Genomic DNA, 20,197 nt, shown 5'->3' with positions numbered 1-20,197 from the left:
GGCTCAGCGGTCAGCGGCTGTCGGCCACCGGCACCCCGAAGTCCGGGGTGCCGTCCGGCTTCCAGCGGAGGGGCTGGACGCGGGTGTGGCGGTTGGGGTCGTCGAGGGGGTCGCCGACGATGTCCTTGTACTGGCGGGCGTGGTAGACGAGGACGTCGGTGCGGCCGTCCTCGGCGATGGTGAAGGAGTTGTGGCCCGGGCCGTACTGGCTGTTCTTCTCGCTGCTGGTGAAGACCGGGCGCGGGGACTTCGACCACGACGCCGGGTCCATCAGGTCGCTGTCGGCGGCCGCGGTGAGGAGGCCCATGCAGTAGTTGTGGTCGGTGGCGCTTGCCGAGTAGGTCATGAAGAGGCGGCCGTTGCGGGCGATCACCGATGGGCCCTCGTTGACCTTGAAGCCGATCCGCTCCCAGTCGTACTCGGGGGTCGTCAGCCGGATCTGCGGGCCCTTCAGGGTCCACGGGTTCGCCATCTTCGACAGGAAGACGCCGGTGTTGTTGTCCATGCCCGGCTCGTGCTGCGCCCAGGAGAGATAGCGGTCGCCGCGGTGGGTGAAGGTGGTGGCGTCGAGCGCGAAGGTCTCCCAGGCGGTGACCAGCTGGCCCTTCTCGGTCCAGGTGCCCTTGAACGGGTCGGCGCTCGCGTTCTCCAGCACCCAGATCCGTATCGCCCAGACGTCCTCGGCCGGGGCGGCGGCGAAGTAGACGTACCACTTGCCGTCGATGTGATGCAGCTCAGGCGCCCAGATGTGCGCGCCCATGGCGCCGGTGGCGTGCTTGCGCCAGATGACGGCCTCGTCCGCCGTGGCCAGGCCCTGGATCGTACGGGAGCGGCGCAGGATGATCCGGTCGTACTCGGGGGCGGTGGCGGTGAAGTAGTAGCGGCCGTCGGTGTGGCGGTGGATGTGCGGGTCGGCGCGGTTCAGGACCAGCGGGTTGCGGTACGGGCGGGCGGCGGCGACCGGCTCGGCGGCGTGCGCGGTGGCCGCGCCGGCCGCTCCGTAGGCCGCCGTCAGGGCGCCCGCGGCGAGGGCGCCTTTGACGACCGTGCGGCGGTTCAGCGGTGCTTCGTGGCGGCTCATGCGTGATCCTTTCGGAGGCGGGGACTAGCCGCCGAGCGGCGTCGGCAGCAGTTCGCGCGGAACGTCCTGGAAGACGACGGGGACCTGGAAGCGGCGCACCGACTCGGTCCCGACCGAGGTGTGCGCGGCGCTGGTGGTGGCGGGCCAGGGGCCGCCGTGGTGCACGACGCGGTTGACGGCGACGCCGGTCATCACTCCAGCTTGTTCGGTATTTCGGACTTCGATCGTGACTTCGAACAGGAACCTAGACCGAGCCCGTGATCGCGTCAATGCAATGAGGTGCCCCGGCCGCCCGTCGGCAAAGGCGGCCGGGGCACCTTCAGTCCACCCGCTACAGCGCCGGGTGGGCGTTCTTCAGCAGCTCCTGGAACTGCGCCGGGAACCACTTCCCGGAAATCGGCGCGTCCTTCAGCGCGCCCGAGGGGTTGTTGCCGTTGCGCACATTGCCCTCGTAGGTCGGGTCACACATGCGGTCGAAGCCCTTGCCCTCGTCGTTGTCGATCTCCTTGCTCGACCCGTCCGACTCCCCCGGCGGCTTGATCCACACGTACGCGTCGATCCCCGCCTCGGGGGCGGCCTGCGGGCGCTCGCCGAGGCCGGCGCCCGACTGGTTGCACCAGTTGCCGAGGTGAATACGGCGGTCGTAGCGACCGCCGTCGACGTACGCGTTCACGTCCGTCTCGGGGCCGGGCCCGGTGGGCCGGTCGGCGCCGCCCCAGCCGTTGCGGGAGGTGTCGATCAGCATGCCGACGTCGGAGTTGAAGCCGGCCGAGACGAGCTGCTTGCGGAAGGCCTGGGCGAAGGAGAGCTCGTCGGTGTAGCGGTTGTAGTCGACCCACTTCGACTCGCGTACGGACTTGCCGCCGACCGTGTCGTCGATCGCGAAGTTGTCCTCCTTCAGGGCGCTGTAGTTGGCGGTGTTGGTGATGAAGCCGGCGACGTTGTCGACCGTGCTGCCCTCGGCGGTGGCGGCCTCGTGCAGCACCTCGGCGGACGCGTTGAAGTTGTCGTCCCAGCCGATCCAGCCGTGGTGGCCCGCATCGACGTAGTTGTAGACGTTCGGCACGGCCCCGAGCTTGTTGAGCGCGTAGCCGACACCCTTCACGTAGTTGCCGTTGGCCTTCATCACGTCGCACTCCGGGGTCGCGGTGGGGCGGCCGCCGGTGTTGGTGACGAGGTTGGGCAGCGAGTCGATCTCGACCGTGTTGACGATGCGCAGCTTCGCGTACTTCTCGTCGGCCATGATCTTGGCGATCGGGTCGATGTAGTCGCTCTTGTACTTCGCGATCTCGGTCGGCCCGAGCTCGCCGTTGGACGCCAGCGCCGCGCAGTCGCGGCCGGGGAGGTTGTAGATCACCACCTGGACGACGTCCGCGCCCTGCTCCAGTGCCGTATCGAGGTGCTCGCGCAGGCCCATCGCGTCCGCCGTGCCCTCGATGGCGGCGGTCCGGTCCATCCAGACGCCGGTGGGCTGCTTGGCGATCTTGTCGCCGCCGGGCTCGGCGGCGGCCTTCTTCGACCAGTCGGGATTGACGTAGACCTTTGCACCCGCATACGGGTTGTCGACCCGCTCGGCGGCCTGCGCGCCGTCACCGTCGTTGACGATGACGGCGGTGCCGGTCGCGGCGGCCAGCGCCGTGCAGACGGCGAGGAGCAGGGAGCGGGGTCTGCGGTGTCTGGCGCGGGGACGTGCGGTGCGGCTCATGACGGAGTGCCTCTCGGTGGGGGGTGGGTTGAGAGGGTGGGGGCGTACGGGGAAAAGGGGAAGCCGGGTCAGGGCGTGCTCACCGACGGCCGCGGCGCGGCCTTCATCCCCGCGCCGATGTAGAAGCTCGGGTGCGGCGGCTGGTTGTAGGCGGTGTTCTGCCAGGTCAGCGCCGTCCGGTACATCGGGTCGTGCAGCAGGGTGGTGATGCGGCGGTCGGTCTCGTACGGGGTGGAGTAGATCCGCAGCGCCTTGCTGTCGGACGTACGCCACACCACCTCCTCGCGCCAGTCGCCGAGGATGTCGCCGGAGAGCGCCGGGGTGGACTTGGTGCCGTTGTTGCCGGCCACGCCCGCGCCGCTGAGCAGGCGCTGGTCGCCGTCCTTCCCGTATTTGTCGATCCGGGTGCCGTCCAGGAGCTCGCGGGTCGGGTCGCCGTCCCACCAGTTCAGGAAGTTGATGCTGGACGGCTCCCGGCCGGCCGAGGCGCCGGAGGGCGTGCGGAGCGTCGAGTCGGCGGCCGACCAGGATTCGGCGCCCGGCGAGGACGCGTCCACGTCGCCGCTGACGCCGCGGCCGTTGTCGCTGCCGGAGGCCGTCTTCCAGAGGATCTTTCCGGTACGGGCCTCGGCGAACCAGGAGCCGGGGCTGGACGAGTTCTCCGACACCTTGAAGTACTCGAGCCCCTCGCGCGACGGGTCCAGGTCGCCGACGTGCCCGGCGTCGCCGTGGCCGAGCTTGGTGGTCCACAGGCCGTGTCCGTTGTCGTCGACCGCCATGGCGCCGTAGACGATCTCGTCCTTGCCGTCGGCGTCGACGTCCGCGATGGACAGGCTGTGGTTGCCCTGGCCGTCGTAGCCCTTGCCCGTGTTGGTGGAGGAGTTGGTGTCGAAGGTCCAGCGGCGGGTGAAGGAGCCGTCGCGGAAGTCCCAGGCGGCGATGACGGAGCGGGTGTAGTAGCCGCGGGCCATGATCAGGGAGGGGCGGGCGCCGTCGAGGTAGGCCGTACCCGCGAGGAAGCGGTCGACGCGGTTGCCGTAGCTGTCGCCCCAGGAGGCGACATTGCCGCGCCCCGGCACGTAGTCGACGGAGTCCATCGCCGCGCCGGTCTTCCCGTTGAACATGGTCAGGAACTCGGGCCCGGACAGCACATAGCCGCCGGAGTTGCGGTGATCGGCGGAGGCGCTGCCGATGACTTTGCCCGCCCCGTCGACCGTGCCGTCGGAGGTCTTCATGGCGACCTCGGCCTGGCCGTCGCCGTCGTAGTCGTACACCTGGAACTGGGTGTAGTGCGCGCCCGACCGGATATTGCGGCCCAGGTCGATGCGCCACAGGCGCTTGCCCTCCATCGTGACGCCGTCGACGATCGTGTTGCCGGTGACGCCGGACTGGGAGTTGTCCTTGGCGTTGGTGGGCTGCCACTTCAGTACGAAGTCGAGGTCGCCGTCGCCGTCCAGGTCGCCGATGGAGGCGTCGTTCGCCTCGTACGTATAGCCGCTGCCGCCGGAGGGCGGGGTGATGGGCACGTCGAGGTGGCCGTCGGCGAACTTCTTGGCGGGCCCGGACTTCGGCTGCTCCTCGCCGCTCGTCACGGCGGCGATGGTGTATTCGGCGCCGGCCGCGGCGCCTTTGTCGGCGAAGTTGGTGGACTTGGTGACCGGCGTGTCGGTGACGCGCTTGCCGTCGCGGTAGACATGGAAGCCGACGTCGTCCGGGTCGGTGGCCAGCCAGCGCCAGCTGACCAGGTTCCCGTCGCCGGTCGCGACGCTCACCGCGCCGCGGTCCAGGGCCTCGACCTGGGCGGTGGGCGCGGCCTTGGACGTATCAGGGAGCGCCACCAGGGTGCCGGCGGCGAGGGCGCCGGCGACCGTGGTGGTGAGCAGCGCGCGGTGGAGCGTGCGTCTGCGGGTCCTGTGCATGGGGGGCACTCCTGTGGGGAGATAGGTCGGTGCGTTTCCCGTCAGTCGCCGCCGGGGGTGCGGAGGTTGCCCTTGAATCTCAGCCCCCGTCGGGACCGGCGTGGGCGAGGACATGGCGCCGTACCGCTGCCGCGCTCTTCAGCGCGTCGTAGTCGTACGCGTCGGCGGGCCGCCAGCCGGTGTCGTGGGAGAAGTCGCCGGGGGCCTCGGCGGCGGCGAGGGCGTTGAGGTCGACGTGGCGGCCGTTGAACCAGGAGCCGGTGTCGTTGAAGCGGTCGCCGCCGAGGTTGGCCGTCGTCACGGCGGGGTCGGTGGCCTCGTCGTAATCGAAGACATTGCGCTCGGACTCGATGGCCGATTCGAGGCCGATGCCGAGGGCGTACTCGGCGCCGCTGCCCCGGTAGACGTTGTTCACGGCGTGCACCTGGCCGTAACGGACACGTGGCGCGCGCTGCACGATGTCGGTGAAGAGGTTGCGCAGGAAGGTGACCTTCAGGTGCCCGCGGTCGCTCGCCGAGTCGCCGTCGCCTGAGCCGATGAGGAGCGCCTTGTCGTGGTCGGTGAAGCGGCTGTCGGAGACGGTGACGTGGTCGGAGCCGTCCTCGATGTCGAGGAGGCCGTCGTGGCGCTGCACGGGCTCGCCGTGGAAGCCGTCGGGGGCGTCGCGGTCCGGGTAGCGGCCGTCGGTGAAGGTGCAGTGGTCGATCCAGATGTTACGGCCGGTGACCAGGGACATCGCGTCGAGGCGGGCGTTCCAGCTGCCATCCTCGCCGTCGCCTGGCGACCAGGTGGTGAAGTGGTCGACGGGGGCTTCGATTTCGAGGTTGCGGACGATGATGTTGCGGCCGGTGTTGACGGACAGCATGACGCCGAGGAGGCGGGCGTCCTTGCCGATGCCTTCGAGGGTGGTGTTGCTGGGGATGGTGAGCTGGACCTGCCGCTTTTCGGCGTCTGAGCCCTTCTGGCGGAGGGCGCGCTGCTCCTTGCAGTACGGGTGGCGGGTGTCGGACCATTCGGCGCCGTCCGCGCCGAAGCAGGACATGTAGCGGGCGAGGTCGTAGCCGGGGGCGTAGTCCTGCTCGCCGAGGTGGGTGCCGTCGGCGGCCTGGTGGCCGTCGATGTCGCCTTCGACGCGGATGCGCTTCGGGGAGGTGGGGGCGCCGTGGTTGCCGAGGGCGCGGGCGAGGTCGGCGCGGGTGCGTACGGTCCAGACGGACGCGTCGTCGGCACCGGCGCCGCCGGTGGTGCCGCCGGCGGCGGAGGCCCAGCCGGGGGCGTGGGGTGGGGGGTCGGCCTGGGCGGTGGGGAGGGCGATGAGGAGTGCGGCTGCTGTGACGGTTGCTGCGGTCATACGTTGCACGCCGGCTCCCCCTCACACGTCGTAACGGCTCTTCATGTGCCGCCAGAAGTCCCGCAGCATCCACTGGTCGAATTCGGTGATCTCCTGGGCGCTGCCCGCCTTCATGAGAAAGCCCTCGACGCCGGTGGGGGTCCAGTCGTAGAAGTCGTCGAGGCCCCAGGTGTGGCCCATTTCGTGCAGCAGCACGTGGATGTTTTCCTGATCCTTGGCGACCGCGTCCATGAAGTAACCGCGCCCGATCCGCTGACCCCAGTCGCCGCCCGCGCCACCCTGGAAGTCGTCGGTGAGCCACAGCGATTGATCGTAGTGCCGCTCCTCCTTGCCCGGGCACTGCGAATAATCGCCGTCCTGGTGGAAGAAGCGACCGCAGTCGGGCGCGCATTGCGGCGCGCCATCGGAGTCGAGCTCACCGGCGTAGACGTCGACGGAGTCGTCGCTCCACTGCAGCGTCTTGCGGTCCTTGACGGCCCAGCCGACGACATTCACCTCGACCTTCTCGTACGGGAATCCGTCGAAGCCGGCGACCTTGTCGATCCACTTGTTGTACTGCTTTTCGAGGGAGGCGTGCACATTGTCCCGCTGGGTGGCGGTGACCGGGGTGTCGGATTCCCAGCGGACGCAGTAGTTGATGGTCCCGTTGCCATTGGCCATCAGCTGGTCCCAGCCGTAGTTCTTGAAGCCATTGAGGTCGGTGTAGGTGTCCTCCATGTGCGTCCACACCTCGTCGAGCGGCTTCACGAGATTGGCGGGAGGATTCCACTCGGCGGCGGCTTCCCTGGACTCCTCGCCGGAGGCGGGGGCGAGGATGACGACGGAGGCGCCTACGGCGGTGGCGGTCGCGGCGGCGAGGAGGAGGCGGCGGAGCCGGCGGCGCGGGGCAGGGACTCGGTACTCGGTCATGGCGGAAGCCTTCCGCTGGGGGTGGGGGGCACGAGGTAGTTGCCGCCGACCCCGCGAAGGTTTCCGCCCCGGGCAAGGCTCACCAGATGACAAACACCGGGAGTCATCTTCCGCACTTCGGTGATAGCTTTCGGCGCGGCAGGGCCCGTACAACTGCATCCATATTGACCCCGTATGCAGCCCCAGGTACGTTCCGCAGTCGTTTGGTGCCGAGATTCCTTCCCGCCCCACACGGCCGCAATGGGGGCCGCCGCGAGGGGCACGGAGCCGCGCCGGGAGGAGACGCGCCTGATGAGCCGAGATGACGAGGAGTCCACGGGCGGGGCTGGTGAAGAGCCGGAGCGCCCGGCGATACCGGCGACGCCGCTGGCTGCCTACCGGGCTGCCGCCGCGAGCCTGAGCGAGACGCATCCCGAATGCGGGCTGCCCTGGGAACTGTTGGCCGCCATCGGCATGGTCGAGTCCGGCCACGCCTGGGGCGGCGCGGTGGACCCGGACGGCACGATGCTTGAGCCGGTCACCGGGGAGCGGCGGGGCGCGGAGACCGTCGGTCCGATGCAGCTCAGCACCGCCGTATGGGCGCTCTGGGCAGCGGGCGGCACCCCCGACGCGGAGCCCGACCCGCAGAACATCCACGACGCCGCCCTCACCGCCGGCCGCTTCCTCTGCGCCCCCGGCCGCGACCTCACCCGCGACGCGGACCTGCACCAGGCGATCCGCAGCTTCCACAACGCGCCTATGTACGTACGGGCGGTGCTGTCCTGGATGGCGGACTACCGGGAGGGCGTACGGGAGATTCCCGACCGCACCGAGGTGGGCTGGAGCAGCATCGCGGCCGACATGGTGAATCATGCGTGGGCGGATGTGGAGGAGGTCACCGGGGGGAAGCCGGAGGGCGAGGAGTCCGAGCCGGAGGCGGCGGCAGCGGCGGCACCAGAGGCAGCGGCAGAGACAGAGACAGACGCGGAAGGGAGCGACCCCGCACCCGCCGAAAGCTCACCCGCCGCTGAGCCGTCCCGCCCCACTTCGCCCCGCCCCTCCCGCGCCACCGCCGGCATCGTCGCGATCGACGCCGCCCCCGAGCCCCGTCGCTGGCTGGTCCGCGGTGCCGTGGGCGCGGCGCTCACCGCCGTGGCGCTGTTCAGCTTCCCCGGGCCGCAGATCGCCGACCTCTTCGAGGACAAGGGCCCGAGCACGTCCGAGCGCGCCGGCACGCCGCCCCGTACGCAGCCGTCCGCCACCCCCTCGGCCCCGCCGTCCGCCGCCCAGCAGAAGCCGAAGCCGGCGGACCCGACCCCCGAGCCCTCGCGTACCAAGAACAAGGCGTCCGCCACCCCCGACGACGAGAAGGACGCCGACTCGAACCAGCACCGCACCGCGGAAGAGGACTCGACCGCCACCAACTCCGGCGGCTCCACCCCTAAGCCCCAGCCCGCGCCCACCAAGACGGTCCCCGGCGGCAAGTTCTACGACTGGTCGATCTGGCTGCCGCGCGGCCGCTGAACCGCCCGCAGCACAATCCGCCGCACGGCTCAGCCCACCACAGCGAGCTCGTGCGGCGTGTTGTTGAGCCGCCGCCCGCCGTCCTCCGTACACGTCACGATGTCCTCGATCCGCACCCCGAAGCGCCCCGGCAGGTAGATCCCGGGCTCGATGGAGAAGCACATCCCCGGCACCAGGGGCTGCTCCTCCCCCGCCACCATGTACGGCGGCTCGTGCGTGGTGACGCCGATGCCGTGCCCGGTGCGGTGGATGAAGTACTCGCCATACCCGGCGTCCTCGATCACGGCCCGCGCCGCCCGGTCGATGTCCTGGCAGGCCACCCCGGGGCGTACCGCCGCGAAGGCCGTCTGCTGCGCCGTCCGTACGATGTCGTGGACCCGCCGCGCCTCCTCGGTCGGCTCGCCGACCGCCACCGTGCGGGTGGTGTCCGAGCCGTAACCGGCCTTGAGCCCGCCGAAGTCGAGCACCACCATGTCGCCGGTCGCGATGGTCCGCTCCCCCGCCTCGTGGTGCGGGTTGGCGCCGTTGGGGCCTGAGCCGACGACCGTGAAGTCGACCTGGCTGTGGCCGTGCTCGCGCAGCAGCCGGGCCAGGTCGGCGGCCACGTCGGTCTCCTTGCGGCCCGCGAAGGGGAGGGCAAGGATGTCGCGGTACGTGGCGTCCGCCGCCTCCCCCGCGGCCGCGAGCCGGGTCACCTCGGCGGCGTCCTTCACCGCCCGCAGCATCGGCAGCGCGTCGGTCAGCGCGCGGTACGAGCCGCCGGGCAGCGTCCGCTGGATGCCGAGCAGGTGCAGGGCCCAGGCGTTGTCGGAGACGCCGTAGCGGCCGCCGGCGCTGAGCAGCCAGGCGGCCGTGGCGAACGGGTCGGTGCCGTCCTTCCAGTCGGTCATTCGCAGCGCGCCCGCGCCGGGGGCGGCTTCGGCGTCGGGGCGTTCGAGGGCCGGGACGATGAGGTGGGGTTCGGCGTCCGCGGACAGCACCAGCAGGGTGAGGCGCTCGGTGATCGCGGTCGGCTGGTAGCCGCACAGCCAGACCATGTCGGGTCCGGGGGTGATCAGCAGCCCGGCGAGGCCGGCGTCGTGGGCGGCCTGGGCGGCGCGCGCCATCCGGTCGCTGTAGTCCTGCTCGGTGAAGGCCTGTGCGGTGCCCGTCATGCTCCCTGCCTCGTCCGCGTAGTCGCGTCGCTCCTGGCTGCCAGTCTGCCCCAGGTGCCGCGCGGAGCCGCGGATCCGGGGCGGCACGGCCCGAGGAGCCGTCCCGTAACTTGGCCGAAACATGACAACCCAATCGCCCGACCTCTCTTGCCTCTTCAAGACCCCGGTGCCTCAATAAGCAACAGCGCGCCGACCTGACTAACCGTCAGACAACCCGCGCGAAAATCCCCCCAACAAGGAAGCGGGACGCCATGAGGCCACAAGCCAAACACAGAAGCAGCACCCGCCGAGCAGCCATAGCCACCCTCGCGGGCGCCGCCGCGCTCACCACCGGCGCCCTGGTGACGGCGCCGACGGCGGTCGCGGTCGAACCCACCACAGCCACCATCGACTTCGACTGCGGCAGTTACGGCTCCGGCTCCGCCACGCTCACGGCCACCCAGGACGGCACCGCCGCGACCATCACGGTCTCGACATCGGCGATCACGGCGCCGATCGACATCGGCGCGAACTCGGTCAACTCCACCCTCACCCTCACCAAGAACGGCTCCGACACAACCACCTTCACCGGCAGCGCCAACCCGGCGATCCCCTCCGGCAGCCCGGTCTCCACCGGCCCGCTCGACGGCACGGTCGCCGCGGGCGACAGCCTGGAAGCCAAGTCCCTGGAGGTCACGGTGCTCGGCGTGACCGCGACGTGCAACGCGACGTCGGCACAAGCCCCGGGTCCCTTCAAGTTCTGAGCCGCTCAAGGCGTCGGCCCCACACTGCCGTCCGGTTTGTACGGTTGCCCGCGGGCCGCGGGTAACGGCAGCGTGGGGCCGGACGTCCTCGGAGGGGAACTCGGAGGGGGAACGATGACCGGCCTCGCCGCGCTCGACGCCTGGCAGCGCGATCCGTATCCGCACTACGAACGCGCCCGTGAGGCACCGGGGCTCACCTTCGTCCCCGAGGCGCTGCACCTGCGGTGGTGACGGCTTCGCCTAGCCGGTGAACAGCTGCGTGGCCTTCTGCACCAGCTCGTACACCCCGTACCCGAGCGGCGCCCCGACCCACAGCCAGGCGAAGAGGATCAGGCCGCGGCGCCGCGTCGGCGGGTCATGCGGTGCGGGCTGCGATGTCGTCATCGGGCGCCTTTCGCTGGTCGGGTACGTGGTGGCGGGTGTGGACGGGGCGGATCAGTTCGTTGGCCACGAAGCCGACCAGCAGCAGGCCGATCATGATGCCGAGCGAGAGGCCGTACAGGCTCGATCCGCTCTTGCCCGCGTCCTTCTGGGAGTCGGCCACCCAGTTCACGATCAGCGGGCCGAGTACCCCCGCCGTCGACCAGGCGGTGAGCAGGCGGCCGTGGATGGCGCCGACCTGGTACGTGCCGAAGAGGTCCTTCAGGTACGCGGGGATGGTGGCGAAGCCGCCGCCGTAGAAGGAGAGGATCACCAGGGCGCAGCAGATGAAGAGCGGCTTCGAGGAGTTGCCCCAGGCCGCGATCAGCAGATACATCAGCGCGCCGGCGCCCAGGTACAGCCGGTAGACGTTCTTGCGGCCGATCAGGTCGGACGTCGAGGACCAGCCGATCCGGCCCGCCATATTGGCCGCGGAGAGCAGCGCCACGAAGCCGGCCGCGGCGGAGGCGGAGACCGGGGTGGAGGTGTCCGCGAAGAAGTCCGTGATCATCGGGGCGGCCTTCTCCAGGATGCCGATGCCCGCGGTCACGTTCATGCACAGGACGATCCACAGGAACCAGAACTGCGGGGTGCGTACGGCGGCGTTGGCGGAGACCTGCGGACCGGCGGGAACGGCCGGCTCGGCGGTGGCCGTCGGCGCGGCCTGTCCGCCCGGCCGCGGCACCCGCACCAGCAGCACCCCCAGCGACATGAACACCGCATACGTGAGCCCATGCACCAGGAACGCCGCCGCAATCCCCCCGCTGTCCGCCCCGAACGAATCCAGCATCTGCGCCGACCACGGCGAGGCGATCAGCGCCCCGCCCCCAAAGCCCATGATCGCGATGCCGGTCGCCATCCCCGGCCGGTCGGGGAACCACTTGATGAGCGTCGACACCGGCGAGATATAGCCGATGCCGAGTCCGATGCCGCCGACGAAGCCGTAGCCGAAGACGATCAGCCAGTACTGCTCGGTCCAGGCGCCGAGCGCGGCGAGCAGGAAGCCGGAGGAGAAGCAGCACAGCGCCACGGACATCGCCCAGCGCGGGCCTCTTCGTTCCACGAGCGTGCCGCCGAAGGCCGCGGAGAGGCCGAGCATCACGATGCCGAGCTGGAAGGGCAGGGCGCTCTGGGTGCCGGAGAGGTCGAGGGCGGCCTCGAGCGGGGGCTTGAAGACGCTCCAGGCATAGGCCTGGCCGATGGACAGGTGCACAGACAGCGCGGCCGGCGGGACCAGCCAGCGACTCCACCCGGGTGGGGCGAGGGGGAGGGACATGTTCCGCAACTGTAAGGAGGTCAGGCCCTCTTGAACAGGCCCTCGACATACTGTAGACAATATATTGTCGACACACTGTCGCCTTCCCTCTCATCCCCTCGGTAAGCCCTCAACCGATCGGAGAGCCACCATGAAAGTCGCAGTTGTCGGCGCCGGAGCGATCGGCGCCTACGTCGGGGCCGCCCTGCACCGCGCGGGCGCCGACGTCCATCTCCTGGCCCGCGGTCCCCACTTGGCGGCGATGCGGCAGCACGGCGTACGGGTCCTGAGCCCCCGCGGCGACTGGACCGCACCCGTCCCCGCGACCGACCAGCCGAAGGAGATCGGCCCGGTCGACCACGTCTTCCTCGGCCTGAAGGCCAATTCGTACGCGGCCTGCGGCCCCCTGGTCGAGCCGCTCCTCGGCCGGCACACCTCGGTGATCGCCGCGCAGAACGGCATCCCCTGGTGGTACTTCCACGGCCACGGCGGCCCGCACGACGGCACCCGCATCGAGAGCGTCGACCCGGGCGGCGAGGTCAGCGCCGTACTCCCGCCCGAGCGCGCGATCGGATGCGTGGTCTACGCGGCCACCGAGCTCGAAGGCCCGGGCGTCGTACGCCACCTCGAAGGCACCCGCTTCTCGATCGGCGAGCCGGACCGCTCGCTCTCCGCCCGCTGCCTGGAGTTCAGCGCGGCGATGCAGCAGGGCGGGCTGAAGTGCCCGGTCGAGCCGGACCTCCGCAACGACATCTGGATCAAGCTGCTCGGCAACATCTCCTTCAACCCGATCAGCGCCCTCACCCGCGCCACCATGCGCCAGATGTGCCTGCACGACTCCACCCGCGGCGTCATCGAGCTGATGATGACCGAGACCCTCGAGGTCGCGGCCGCCCTCGGCTGCCGCCCCGACATCTCCATCGAGCGCCGGCTCGCGGGCGCGGAACGCGTCGGCGACCACCGCACCTCCACTCTCCAGGACCTGGAGAAGGGCAAGCCCCTCGAGCTCGATGTGCTGCTGGCGGCCGTGATCGAGCTGGCCGGCATCACCGGCGTCCCGGTACCCACCCTCCGTACGGTCGACGCCATCTCCGATCTTCTCGCCCAGGGCGTCGCTGCCTGACTTTGCGGCGTGACCGCTGAGCGCCCGCGCGCTTGGCGGTCACGACGTGGTCCGATATCTCGAACGCCGTACGGGAATTCGTGCACGGGTATTGCCCGCGGCTCTCGCGCGCCTCCAGAATGACGCACCGACGCTGTCGAACCGGTTCGACACCCCTCGGGACAACCTCAGGAGCAGCAAACGATGGTGCCACCAAGAGCACGACCGGCCAGGACCCTGCGGATACGCGCAGCGCTCACCTTCGCGCTCGGCGCCCTCCTGCTGACCTCCGCCCTCTCCACGCCCGCCGCGGGCGACGACGCCGACGCCGGCGATGCCGCCGCCGATGGCACCCTCCAGGTCGACCTCGGCGCGGACACCGGCGAGTTCCACGGCGGCGCCTCCGGCACCCTCTACGGCCTCTACGGCCCGGACGTGCCGACGAACAACCTCATCGAGGGCATGAACCTGCGCACCGTATCGACCAAGGCGCAGGACGGCCCGCAGCACCCGGGCGCCGACGCCCTCGAGGTCGTGAAGCCGCTCGCCGACTCCACCGACGGCGACACGTACATCTACATGACCGACATCCACCGCGGCTTCCCGTACCAGTGGCCGGGCAAGACGCCCGCGGAGAAGCTCGGCACGTACCGCGAGAAGGTCGGCAAGCAGGTCGACCAGGTGCTGAAGCTGCCGGAGCGGTATCAGGACAACGTCGTCTTCGTGCCGTTCAACGAGCCCGAGGGCAACATGTTCGGGACCGGTGAGTGGAGTTACGACAAGGTCAGCTGGCTCGACGACCCGAAGGCCTACTTCGCCGCCTGGGACGACTTCTACCGGCTGATCAAGCAGAAGATGCCGGCCGCGCGCATCGCCGGGCCCAACACCAGCGTGCTCTACGACCAGGTCAAGGGCTTCATGGAGCACGCCATAAAGGCGGGCACGATCCCGGACGTCGTCACCTGGCACGAGCTCAGCCACCCGGAGAAGGTGCGGGAATCGGTCAGGAAGTACCGCGGCTGGGAGAAGGACGTCTTCAAGGGCACCTCGTACGAGGGCAAGGAACTGCCCGTCAACATCAACGAGTACGCCTTCAACTACCACACCTCCGTCCCCGGCCAGATGATCCAGTGGGTCTCCGCGATCGAGGAGTCGAAGGTCGACGCGGACATCGCGTACTGGAACATCGACGGCAATCTGTCGGACTCGGCGGTCCAGTCGAATCGCGCCAACGGCCAGTGGTGGCTGCTCAACGCGTACGGCAGCATGACCGGCAACACGGTCAAGGTGACCCCGCCCTCCCCCGGCGAGAACTACACGATGCAGGGCGTCGCCACCCTCGACCGCGCGAAGCGGCAGTCGCGGACGATCTTCGGGGGCTCGTCGGGCGCGGGACATGTCGAGTTCGGGAATGTGCCGAAGGATGTCTTCGGCGAAACCGGCAGCGTCAAGGCCCGCATCCGCGAAATCCCCTGGTCCGGCCAGGTCGGCGACTCGGGCCCGCCGCGCACCATCGCCGAGCGCCCCGTCCAGGTGCGCGACGGCAAGGCGGTCCTCGACTTCGGCAGCGGCGGCCTGCCCGCGCTGAAGGAGTCCTCCGCGTACGAGATCATCCTCACCCCCGCGACCAAGGCCGACGCCAAGTCCGTCCCGTCCGCGCTCTGGAAGGGCTCGTACGAGGCCGAGGACGCGGCGCATTCCGGCAGCGGCTACAGCAAGAACGGGCCCGAGGGCTCGCCTGACGAGGTGTCGAAGTTCTACACGTCCGGCGGCTACAACGTCGGCGGGCTGCGCACCGGCTCCGACGTGAAGCTCGACTTCACCGTGGACGTGCCGGAGGACGGCACGTACGACCTGAGCGTCTTCGCCAACTCGCTCAACACGTACGACCTGGTCAAGGAGAACGGCCCCACCAACGTCTTCCTCACCGTCGACGGCAAGGACGAGCAGGAGCTGAAGCTCCCGCTCGGCTACAAGTGGGTGGTCTGGGACCACGCCGACACGAAGGTCAAGCTGACCAAGGGCAAGCACACCCTCTCCCTCGCCGCCCGCAGCCTCGACGGCAAGGGCGTCACCAAGGGCGACGCGATCGTCGACCGCCTCACCCTTGCCCTGCCGCACCCGGACGCCGGTAAGGCCGTCTACGAGGGCGAGCTCGCGACGCTCGCGAAGGGCGCCAAGGCCGTGTACCCGACCGACGGCGCGGGCGCGGCCGAGCTCGGCAAGGGCGCCACCGCGACCTTCTGGGTCTACTCGCCGCGCGACGGCGAGTCGACGCTGACACTGAAGACCGGCGGCAGCGGCAAGGCGCGGCTGGCGGTCAACGGCCGGGATGTGGGTGCGAGCAAGACCGCCGTCTCCCTCTCCGGCGGCATCAACAAGGTCACCGTCACCGGCGCCTCCGGCACCACCCTCGTCGACCGCCTCACCGTCGAGCAGACGGCCGGGACCCTGACCCCGATGACGTACCAGGCGGAGGACGCCGACCTCGCCGGGACGGCCACGGTCGCCGCGCTCTCCGGCGCGACCGGCGGCAAGGCCGTCCGCGGCATCGGCGGCAAGCCGGGCAACGGCAACACCGCCACCTTCAAGGTCGACGCCCCGAAGGCGGGCACGTACGCGATGCGGGTGCGCTACTCCAACCCGGAGCAGGCCGAGGCCACCCACTACAACCCCGACCCGCTGGTCCGGCACGCGGACGTCTCCGTCAACGGCGGCGCCGCCAAGCGCGTGACCTTCCCGCACTCCTTCCACGAGAACAACTTCTGGGAGCTCACGGTGCCGGTGGAGCTGAAGCAGGGCGGCAACACGGTCGGCTTCCGCTCCGAGGAGCTGCCCAACTTCGACGGCACGTCGTACGCGTCCGACACCTGGCCCGGCATCCTGCTGCGGTCGCCGAACGCGCCCGTCCTGGACCGCATCACCCTCGCCCCGTACGCGGCGGTGCGGCCGTGACCCAAGGCACCGTCACCATCGGCGACATAGCCCGCGCCGCCGGCGTCTCCCGCAGCACCGCCTCGTACGCCCTGTCGGGCAAGCGGGCGATCTCCGCGGCGGTACGCCAGCGGGTCGCCGACGCGGCCCGGGAGCTCGGCTACACGCCCAACGCCGGGGCCCGTGCGCTCGCCACCGCGCAGACGAAGGTGATCGGGCTGCTGGCGCAGTTCCACGAGGACGAGTTCGCCCCGGCGATGCTGCAGTACATCCTCGGCGTCTCCGACACCGCCCGCGAGCTCGGCTACGACACCCTGCTCGTCAGCGAGGCGGACGGGGCGCGGGCGCTGGCCCGGATCACCAGCTCCCGGATGGTCGACGGGGTCGTGCTGCTGAACGTGGCGCAGGACGACCCCCGGCTGCCGCTGCTGCGCGCCGCCGGGCAGCCCGGCGCGCTCGTCGGGCTGCCCGGGGACTGCGACGGCGTCGACGTCTTCGACCTCGACTTCGAGGCGGCTGGCCGGCTGATGGTCGACCACATGCACGCGCTGGGTCACCGTGAGCTGATCCTCGTCTCGCAGCCGGAGCATGTGGTGGAGCGGGGCGGCGCGTACGTCTGGCGGCTGCAGGACTCCGTGGTGCAGCAGGCCGAGGCCCGCGGGATCCGGCTGCACGCGGTCTTCGGCCCGTCCGGGCAGCCGGAGGTGGGCGAGGCACTGCACCGGCTGCTGGACACGCACCCCGACGCGACCGGCCTGCTGCTCAACAACGAGGCCGCGGCCGCCGCCCTCCCGTCCGTGCTGCACCAGCGCGGGCTGGAGGCGCCGCGCGACCTGTCGGTGATCGGGCGCTACTCGGACGAGTTCGCCCGCATGTTCTCGCTGCCGTACTCGGCCGTGGAGAGCGCCGCGCACCGCCTGGGGGAGCTGGCCGTACGGCAGCTGGTCGGCCGCATCACGTCGGCCGAGGCCCGGAAGGACCCGTACGCCGTCCAGCTCCTCGCCCCCGAACTCACCGACCGGGGCAGCACCGGCCGCCCCGCACCCTCCCCAGGAGAGGCACCATGATCCGACCCGTGCGCACCGTGGGCGTACTCTGCGCGGTACTCCTCGCGGCGACAGCCTGCTCCTCCAACACCAATGGCACCGCCGGCGGCGGCAAGTCCGAGGGCACCTACACCTGGTGGGACCCGTATCCGCAGCACAAGAAGTCCTCGGACTGGGAGAAGCGGGTCGCCGCCTGCGGCAAGGAGGCGGACGTCAAGATCAAGCGCACCGCCTACGACACCACCCAGCTCACCAACCAGGCGCTGCTGGCCGCCCAGGAGGGCACCGCCCCCGACATCATCCTGCTCGACAACCCGGCGGTCTCCACGCTCGCCGACACCGGCATGCTGACGACGACGAAGGAGCTCGGCCTCGACACCGCCGGCATCGACAAGAACCTCCTGGCGGCGGGCGTGGTCGACGACAAGACGTACGGCGTGCCCATCGGCGCCAACACCCTTGCCCTCTACTACAACAAGAAGATCCTCGACGACGCCGGCGTCGACCCGGCGGGCATCAAGGACTGGAAGGCGCTGACCGCCGCGCTGAAGAAGGTGAAGGGCGCGGGCGCGAAGGGCATCACCTTCGCCGGGATCGGCACCGAGGAGGGGTCCTTCCAGTTCCTGCCGTGGTTCTGGGGCGGCGGCGCGAAGCTGACCGACCTGGACTCGCCGCAGGCGGTGGCGGCGCTGGAGCTGTGGACGGGCTGGCTGAAGGCGGGCTATGCGCCCGACTCCATCAAGACCAACTCGCAGAACACCACCTGGGAGGAGTTCCTGACCGGCGACTTCGCCTTCGGCGTCAACGGCACCTGGCAGGTGAACAGCGCCAAGAAGGCGGACTTCGACACCGGGATCATCCAGATACCGGGGAAGTCGGGCGGGGCCGCGCCCACCCCCACCGGCGGCGAGTTCATCACGGCGCCCGCGCAGAAGGACACCAAGCGCTACGACACCACCAAGAAGATCGTCGACTGCATGACGACCCCCAAGGGCATGGTCGAGACGGCCAACACCTTCGCGTACTACATCCCGCCCACGGAGGCAGGCCAGCAGCAGCTGCTGAAGGAGCACGACGACCTGAAGCCCTGGGTGGACGCCGTGCACACGGCGAAGGGGCGGACGAGCGACAACCTCGGCACCAAGTACCCGAAGATCTCCGAGCCGCTGTGGACGGCGGTCCAGAAGGCCCTCGCCGGCTCGCTCAGCCCGGCAGAGGCCCTGAAGAAGGCCCAGTCGACCGCGGAGGCGGAGACGCGATGAAGGTTGTCTCCCGCCCGGACGCCGCGCCCGAGGCGCGCACCGGCGGGGCCCGGCCGGCCGCGGGTGCGCGGCCGGCCGGCAGGCGCGAGGGTTCCACCCGCTGGGCGGCGCTCGCCTTCCTCGCCCCGCTGCTGGTCTATTTGCTGGCCTTCTACGCGTACCCGCTCTTCCGCAATATCGAGCTGAGCCTGCACGACTACACCGTCCGGTCCTTCGTGCAGGGCGACGCCGCCTTCACGGGCCTCGCCAACTACCGCGACGTGCTCGGCTCGGACGCCTTCGGCCCGGCACTCCGCAACACGCTCCTCTTCACCTTCGTCTCCATCGCCTTCCAGTACGCCATCGGGCTCGCGCTCGCCGTCTTCTTCCGCGACGGTTTCCGGCTGTCGGGGCTGCTACGGGCGATGTTCCTGGTGCCGTGGCTGCTGCCGCTGATCGTGTCGGGTTCGGCCTGGTCATGGATGCTCAACAGCGACAACGGCATCGTGAACGCGGCAATGGAGGCCTTCGGCCTCGGCCAGATCAACTGGCTGACCTCGCCGGACTGGGCGCTGACGGCCGTCATCATCGCGAATATCTGGCTCGGCGTCCCGTTCAACCTGGTCCTGCTGCACGCCGGGCTGCAGAACATCCCGGACGAGCTGTACGAGGCCGCCGCCCTGGACGGCGCGGGCGCCTGGCAGCGCTTCTGGCGGGTCACCTTCCCGCTGCTGCGGCCGGTGTCGGCGATCACGCTGCTGCTGGGGCTGGTGTACACGCTGAAGGTCGTGGACGTCATCTGGATCATGACTACAGGCGGCCCCGGCGACTCGTCCACGACGCTGGCGGTGTGGTCGTACCGGGAGGCCTTCGGCACCGGACTGCCCGACTTCTCACCGGCCGCCACCATCGGCAACCTGCTCATCGTCATCGCGCTGGCCTTCGGCCTGCTCTATCTCCGGCTCCAGCGCCGGCAGGAGAACTCATGACGGCGTATACGAAGCGGGCCCGGCCGCGCTGGAAGACGTACACCGGGATCGTCTTGACGGCAGTGATGCTCTTCCCGGTCTACTGGATCTTCAATGTCTCCCTCACCCGGACCAAGGACATGCGGTCCGACCCACCGCACTGGTTCCCCTGGGACCCCACCCTCGACGGCTACGCGGACGTCTTCCGCGACCAGCTCCCGGCCCTCACCACCAGCCTCGGCATCGGCCTCGGCTGCGTGGCGCTGACGCTCACCATCTCCGCCCCCGCGGCCTTCGCGCTGGCGAAGCTGCGGCCGCGCGGCGCGGGGGCGCTGGGGTTTGTGCTGCTGGTCGCGCAGATGATCCCGAGCGTGGTGATGGCCATCGGCTTTTACGCGATCTACGTGCGGCTCGGCTGGCTCAACACCATATGGGGCCTCATCCTCGCGGACTCGACCATCGCCGTCCCCTTCGGCGTGATGGTGCTGACGGCCTTCATGTCGGGCATCCCGCGGGAGCTGCTGCAGGCGGCGACGATCGACGGCGCCGGCATCTGGCGCACCTTCCGCTCGGTGGTGCTCCCGCTGAGCCGCAACTCGCTGCTGACCGTCTCCCTCTTCGCCTTCCTCTGGGCCTGGTCCGACTTCATCTTCGCCTCCACCCTCAGCCGCACCGCGGAAGCGATCCCGGTGACCCTCGGCATCTACTCCTACATCGGCAACAACACCACCTCCTGGAACTCGATCATGGCAACCGCCGCCGTCGCGTCCGTCCCCGCGGCCGTGCTGCTGGTGATCGCCCAGCGCTTTGTCGCCGGCGGGGTCACCGCGGGCGCGGTAAAGGACTGAAGACGAGGAAGGCACAGC

At 70.2% G+C, this 20,197-nt stretch carries 17 protein-coding genes; 8 read left to right on the top strand and 9 right to left on the bottom strand.

The genetic code is table 11. The annotated features are described in order from the left end of the window. Positions 1–10: 10 nt before the first annotated feature. The 6 genes from ACNNMR_RS38705 to ACNNMR_RS38680 form a co-directional block, all read right to left on the bottom strand. On the bottom strand, positions 11–1,081 hold the full coding sequence (locus ACNNMR_RS38705; RefSeq protein ID WP_419999399.1) for a family 43 glycosylhydrolase: 1,071 nt from the start codon (positions 1,079–1,081) through the stop codon (positions 11–13). A 24-nt stretch (positions 1,082–1,105) separates the two neighbouring features. Next, on the bottom strand, positions 1,106–1,273 hold the full coding sequence (locus ACNNMR_RS38700) for a hypothetical protein (protein ID WP_419999398.1): 168 nt from the start codon (positions 1,271–1,273) through the stop codon (positions 1,106–1,108). A gap of 139 nt (positions 1,274–1,412) precedes the next feature. Then, positions 1,413–2,786 (bottom strand): glycoside hydrolase family 6 protein, encoded by a 1,374-nt coding sequence (locus ACNNMR_RS38695; protein WP_419999397.1) that lies wholly within the window; start codon positions 2,784–2,786, stop codon positions 1,413–1,415. Between the two features lie 68 nt (positions 2,787–2,854). Next, positions 2,855–4,705, bottom strand: coding sequence for a rhamnogalacturonan lyase (locus tag ACNNMR_RS38690; protein ID WP_419999396.1), 1,851 nt, complete (start codon positions 4,703–4,705; stop codon positions 2,855–2,857). 79 nt (positions 4,706–4,784) lie between these two features. Then, positions 4,785–6,056 (bottom strand): pectate lyase family protein, encoded by a 1,272-nt coding sequence (locus ACNNMR_RS38685; protein WP_419999395.1) that lies wholly within the window; start codon positions 6,054–6,056, stop codon positions 4,785–4,787. Between the two features lie 21 nt (positions 6,057–6,077). After that, positions 6,078–6,965, bottom strand: coding sequence for a hypothetical protein (locus tag ACNNMR_RS38680; RefSeq protein ID WP_419999394.1), 888 nt, complete (start codon positions 6,963–6,965; stop codon positions 6,078–6,080). A gap of 291 nt (positions 6,966–7,256) precedes the next feature. On the opposite strand from ACNNMR_RS38680, the gene ACNNMR_RS38675 reads away from it, so the two are divergent. Continuing rightward, positions 7,257–8,468: a hypothetical protein gene (locus ACNNMR_RS38675; protein ID WP_419999393.1), complete on the top strand. Its 1,212-nt coding sequence runs from the start codon at positions 7,257–7,259 to the stop codon at positions 8,466–8,468. Between the two features lie 29 nt (positions 8,469–8,497). Here the strand turns inward: ACNNMR_RS38675 and ACNNMR_RS38670 are convergent, their stop codons facing one another. Then, positions 8,498–9,622, bottom strand: a complete 1,125-nt coding sequence (locus ACNNMR_RS38670; protein WP_419999392.1) for a M24 family metallopeptidase — start codon at positions 9,620–9,622, stop codon at positions 8,498–8,500. Between the two features lie 251 nt (positions 9,623–9,873). Between ACNNMR_RS38670 and ACNNMR_RS38665 the strand changes: the two genes are divergently transcribed. After that, on the top strand, positions 9,874–10,365 hold the full coding sequence (locus tag ACNNMR_RS38665) for a hypothetical protein (protein ID WP_419999391.1): 492 nt from the start codon (positions 9,874–9,876) through the stop codon (positions 10,363–10,365). A gap of 240 nt (positions 10,366–10,605) precedes the next feature. Here the strand turns inward: ACNNMR_RS38665 and ACNNMR_RS38660 are convergent, their stop codons facing one another. Next, a complete protein-coding gene (locus ACNNMR_RS38660) occupies positions 10,606–10,749 on the bottom strand; it encodes an MFS transporter small subunit (protein ID WP_419999390.1) in 144 nt (47 codons plus the stop codon). Beyond that, positions 10,721–12,061 (bottom strand): OFA family MFS transporter, encoded by a 1,341-nt coding sequence (locus ACNNMR_RS38655; RefSeq protein WP_419999389.1) that lies wholly within the window; start codon positions 12,059–12,061, stop codon positions 10,721–10,723. The genes ACNNMR_RS38660 and ACNNMR_RS38655 overlap by 29 nt, the downstream gene beginning before the upstream one ends. Positions 12,062–12,191: 130 nt before the next feature. On the opposite strand from ACNNMR_RS38655, the gene ACNNMR_RS38650 reads away from it, so the two are divergent. The 6 genes from ACNNMR_RS38650 (at position 12,192) to ACNNMR_RS38625 (ending at position 20,179) form a co-directional block, all read left to right on the top strand. Continuing rightward, complete coding sequence (locus tag ACNNMR_RS38650; RefSeq protein ID WP_419999388.1) at positions 12,192–13,163, top strand: 2-dehydropantoate 2-reductase; 972 nt, start codon at positions 12,192–12,194, stop codon at positions 13,161–13,163. A gap of 183 nt (positions 13,164–13,346) precedes the next feature. Beyond that, a complete protein-coding gene (locus ACNNMR_RS38645) occupies positions 13,347–16,097 on the top strand; it encodes a cellulosome protein (protein WP_419999387.1) in 2,751 nt (916 codons plus the stop codon). Then, positions 16,094–17,143 (top strand): LacI family DNA-binding transcriptional regulator, encoded by a 1,050-nt coding sequence (locus ACNNMR_RS38640; RefSeq protein WP_419999386.1) that lies wholly within the window; start codon positions 16,094–16,096, stop codon positions 17,141–17,143. The genes ACNNMR_RS38645 and ACNNMR_RS38640 overlap by 4 nt, the downstream gene beginning before the upstream one ends. Continuing rightward, positions 17,140–18,384 carry a sugar ABC transporter substrate-binding protein gene (locus tag ACNNMR_RS38635; protein ID WP_419999385.1) on the top strand — a complete coding sequence of 415 codons (1,245 nt, stop codon included), beginning with the start codon at positions 17,140–17,142 and terminating at the stop codon, positions 18,382–18,384. Before ACNNMR_RS38640 ends, ACNNMR_RS38635 begins: the two co-directional genes overlap by 4 nt. Next, positions 18,381–19,352 (top strand): carbohydrate ABC transporter permease, encoded by a 972-nt coding sequence (locus ACNNMR_RS38630; RefSeq protein ID WP_419999384.1) that lies wholly within the window; start codon positions 18,381–18,383, stop codon positions 19,350–19,352. The genes ACNNMR_RS38635 and ACNNMR_RS38630 overlap by 4 nt, the downstream gene beginning before the upstream one ends. Continuing rightward, positions 19,349–20,179, top strand: coding sequence for a carbohydrate ABC transporter permease (locus ACNNMR_RS38625; RefSeq protein ID WP_419999383.1), 831 nt, complete (start codon positions 19,349–19,351; stop codon positions 20,177–20,179). The genes ACNNMR_RS38630 and ACNNMR_RS38625 overlap by 4 nt, the downstream gene beginning before the upstream one ends. The last annotated feature ends 18 nt before the right edge of the window (positions 20,180–20,197 follow it).

The organism is Streptomyces boninensis, from assembly GCF_048572725.1.
Lineage (GTDB): Bacteria > Actinomycetota > Actinomycetes > Streptomycetales > Streptomycetaceae > Streptomyces > Streptomyces boninensis.
Note: the sequence above shows the minus strand (reverse complement) of the source record. Positions and strands in the feature narration are given on the sequence as shown.

What these genes read in the sequence shown, in the direction of transcription:
- ACNNMR_RS38630 (WP_419999384.1), top strand. Translation starts at nt 18,381, where the DNA reads ATGAAGGTTGTCTCCCGCCCGGACGCCGCGCCCGAGGCGCGCACCGGC.
- ACNNMR_RS38705 (WP_419999399.1), bottom strand. Translation starts at nt 1,081, where the DNA reads ATGAGCCGCCACGAAGCACCGCTGAACCGCCGCACGGTCGTCAAAGGC.
- ACNNMR_RS38670 (WP_419999392.1), bottom strand. Translation starts at nt 9,622, where the DNA reads ATGACGGGCACCGCACAGGCCTTCACCGAGCAGGACTACAGCGACCGG.
- ACNNMR_RS38685 (WP_419999395.1), bottom strand. Translation starts at nt 6,056, where the DNA reads ATGACCGCAGCAACCGTCACAGCAGCCGCACTCCTCATCGCCCTCCCC.
- ACNNMR_RS38665 (WP_419999391.1), top strand. Translation starts at nt 9,874, where the DNA reads ATGAGGCCACAAGCCAAACACAGAAGCAGCACCCGCCGAGCAGCCATA.
- ACNNMR_RS38690 (WP_419999396.1), bottom strand. Translation starts at nt 4,705, where the DNA reads ATGCACAGGACCCGCAGACGCACGCTCCACCGCGCGCTGCTCACCACC.
- ACNNMR_RS38655 (WP_419999389.1), bottom strand. Translation starts at nt 12,061, where the DNA reads ATGTCCCTCCCCCTCGCCCCACCCGGGTGGAGTCGCTGGCTGGTCCCG.
- ACNNMR_RS38700 (WP_419999398.1), bottom strand. Translation starts at nt 1,273, where the DNA reads ATGACCGGCGTCGCCGTCAACCGCGTCGTGCACCACGGCGGCCCCTGG.
- ACNNMR_RS38635 (WP_419999385.1), top strand. Translation starts at nt 17,140, where the DNA reads ATGATCCGACCCGTGCGCACCGTGGGCGTACTCTGCGCGGTACTCCTC.
- ACNNMR_RS38645 (WP_419999387.1), top strand. Translation starts at nt 13,347, where the DNA reads ATGGTGCCACCAAGAGCACGACCGGCCAGGACCCTGCGGATACGCGCA.
- ACNNMR_RS38625 (WP_419999383.1), top strand. Translation starts at nt 19,349, where the DNA reads ATGACGGCGTATACGAAGCGGGCCCGGCCGCGCTGGAAGACGTACACC.
- ACNNMR_RS38680 (WP_419999394.1), bottom strand. Translation starts at nt 6,965, where the DNA reads ATGACCGAGTACCGAGTCCCTGCCCCGCGCCGCCGGCTCCGCCGCCTC.
- ACNNMR_RS38695 (WP_419999397.1), bottom strand. Translation starts at nt 2,786, where the DNA reads ATGAGCCGCACCGCACGTCCCCGCGCCAGACACCGCAGACCCCGCTCC.
- ACNNMR_RS38675 (WP_419999393.1), top strand. Translation starts at nt 7,257, where the DNA reads ATGAGCCGAGATGACGAGGAGTCCACGGGCGGGGCTGGTGAAGAGCCG.
- ACNNMR_RS38660 (WP_419999390.1), bottom strand. Translation starts at nt 10,749, where the DNA reads ATGACGACATCGCAGCCCGCACCGCATGACCCGCCGACGCGGCGCCGC.
- ACNNMR_RS38650 (WP_419999388.1), top strand. Translation starts at nt 12,192, where the DNA reads ATGAAAGTCGCAGTTGTCGGCGCCGGAGCGATCGGCGCCTACGTCGGG.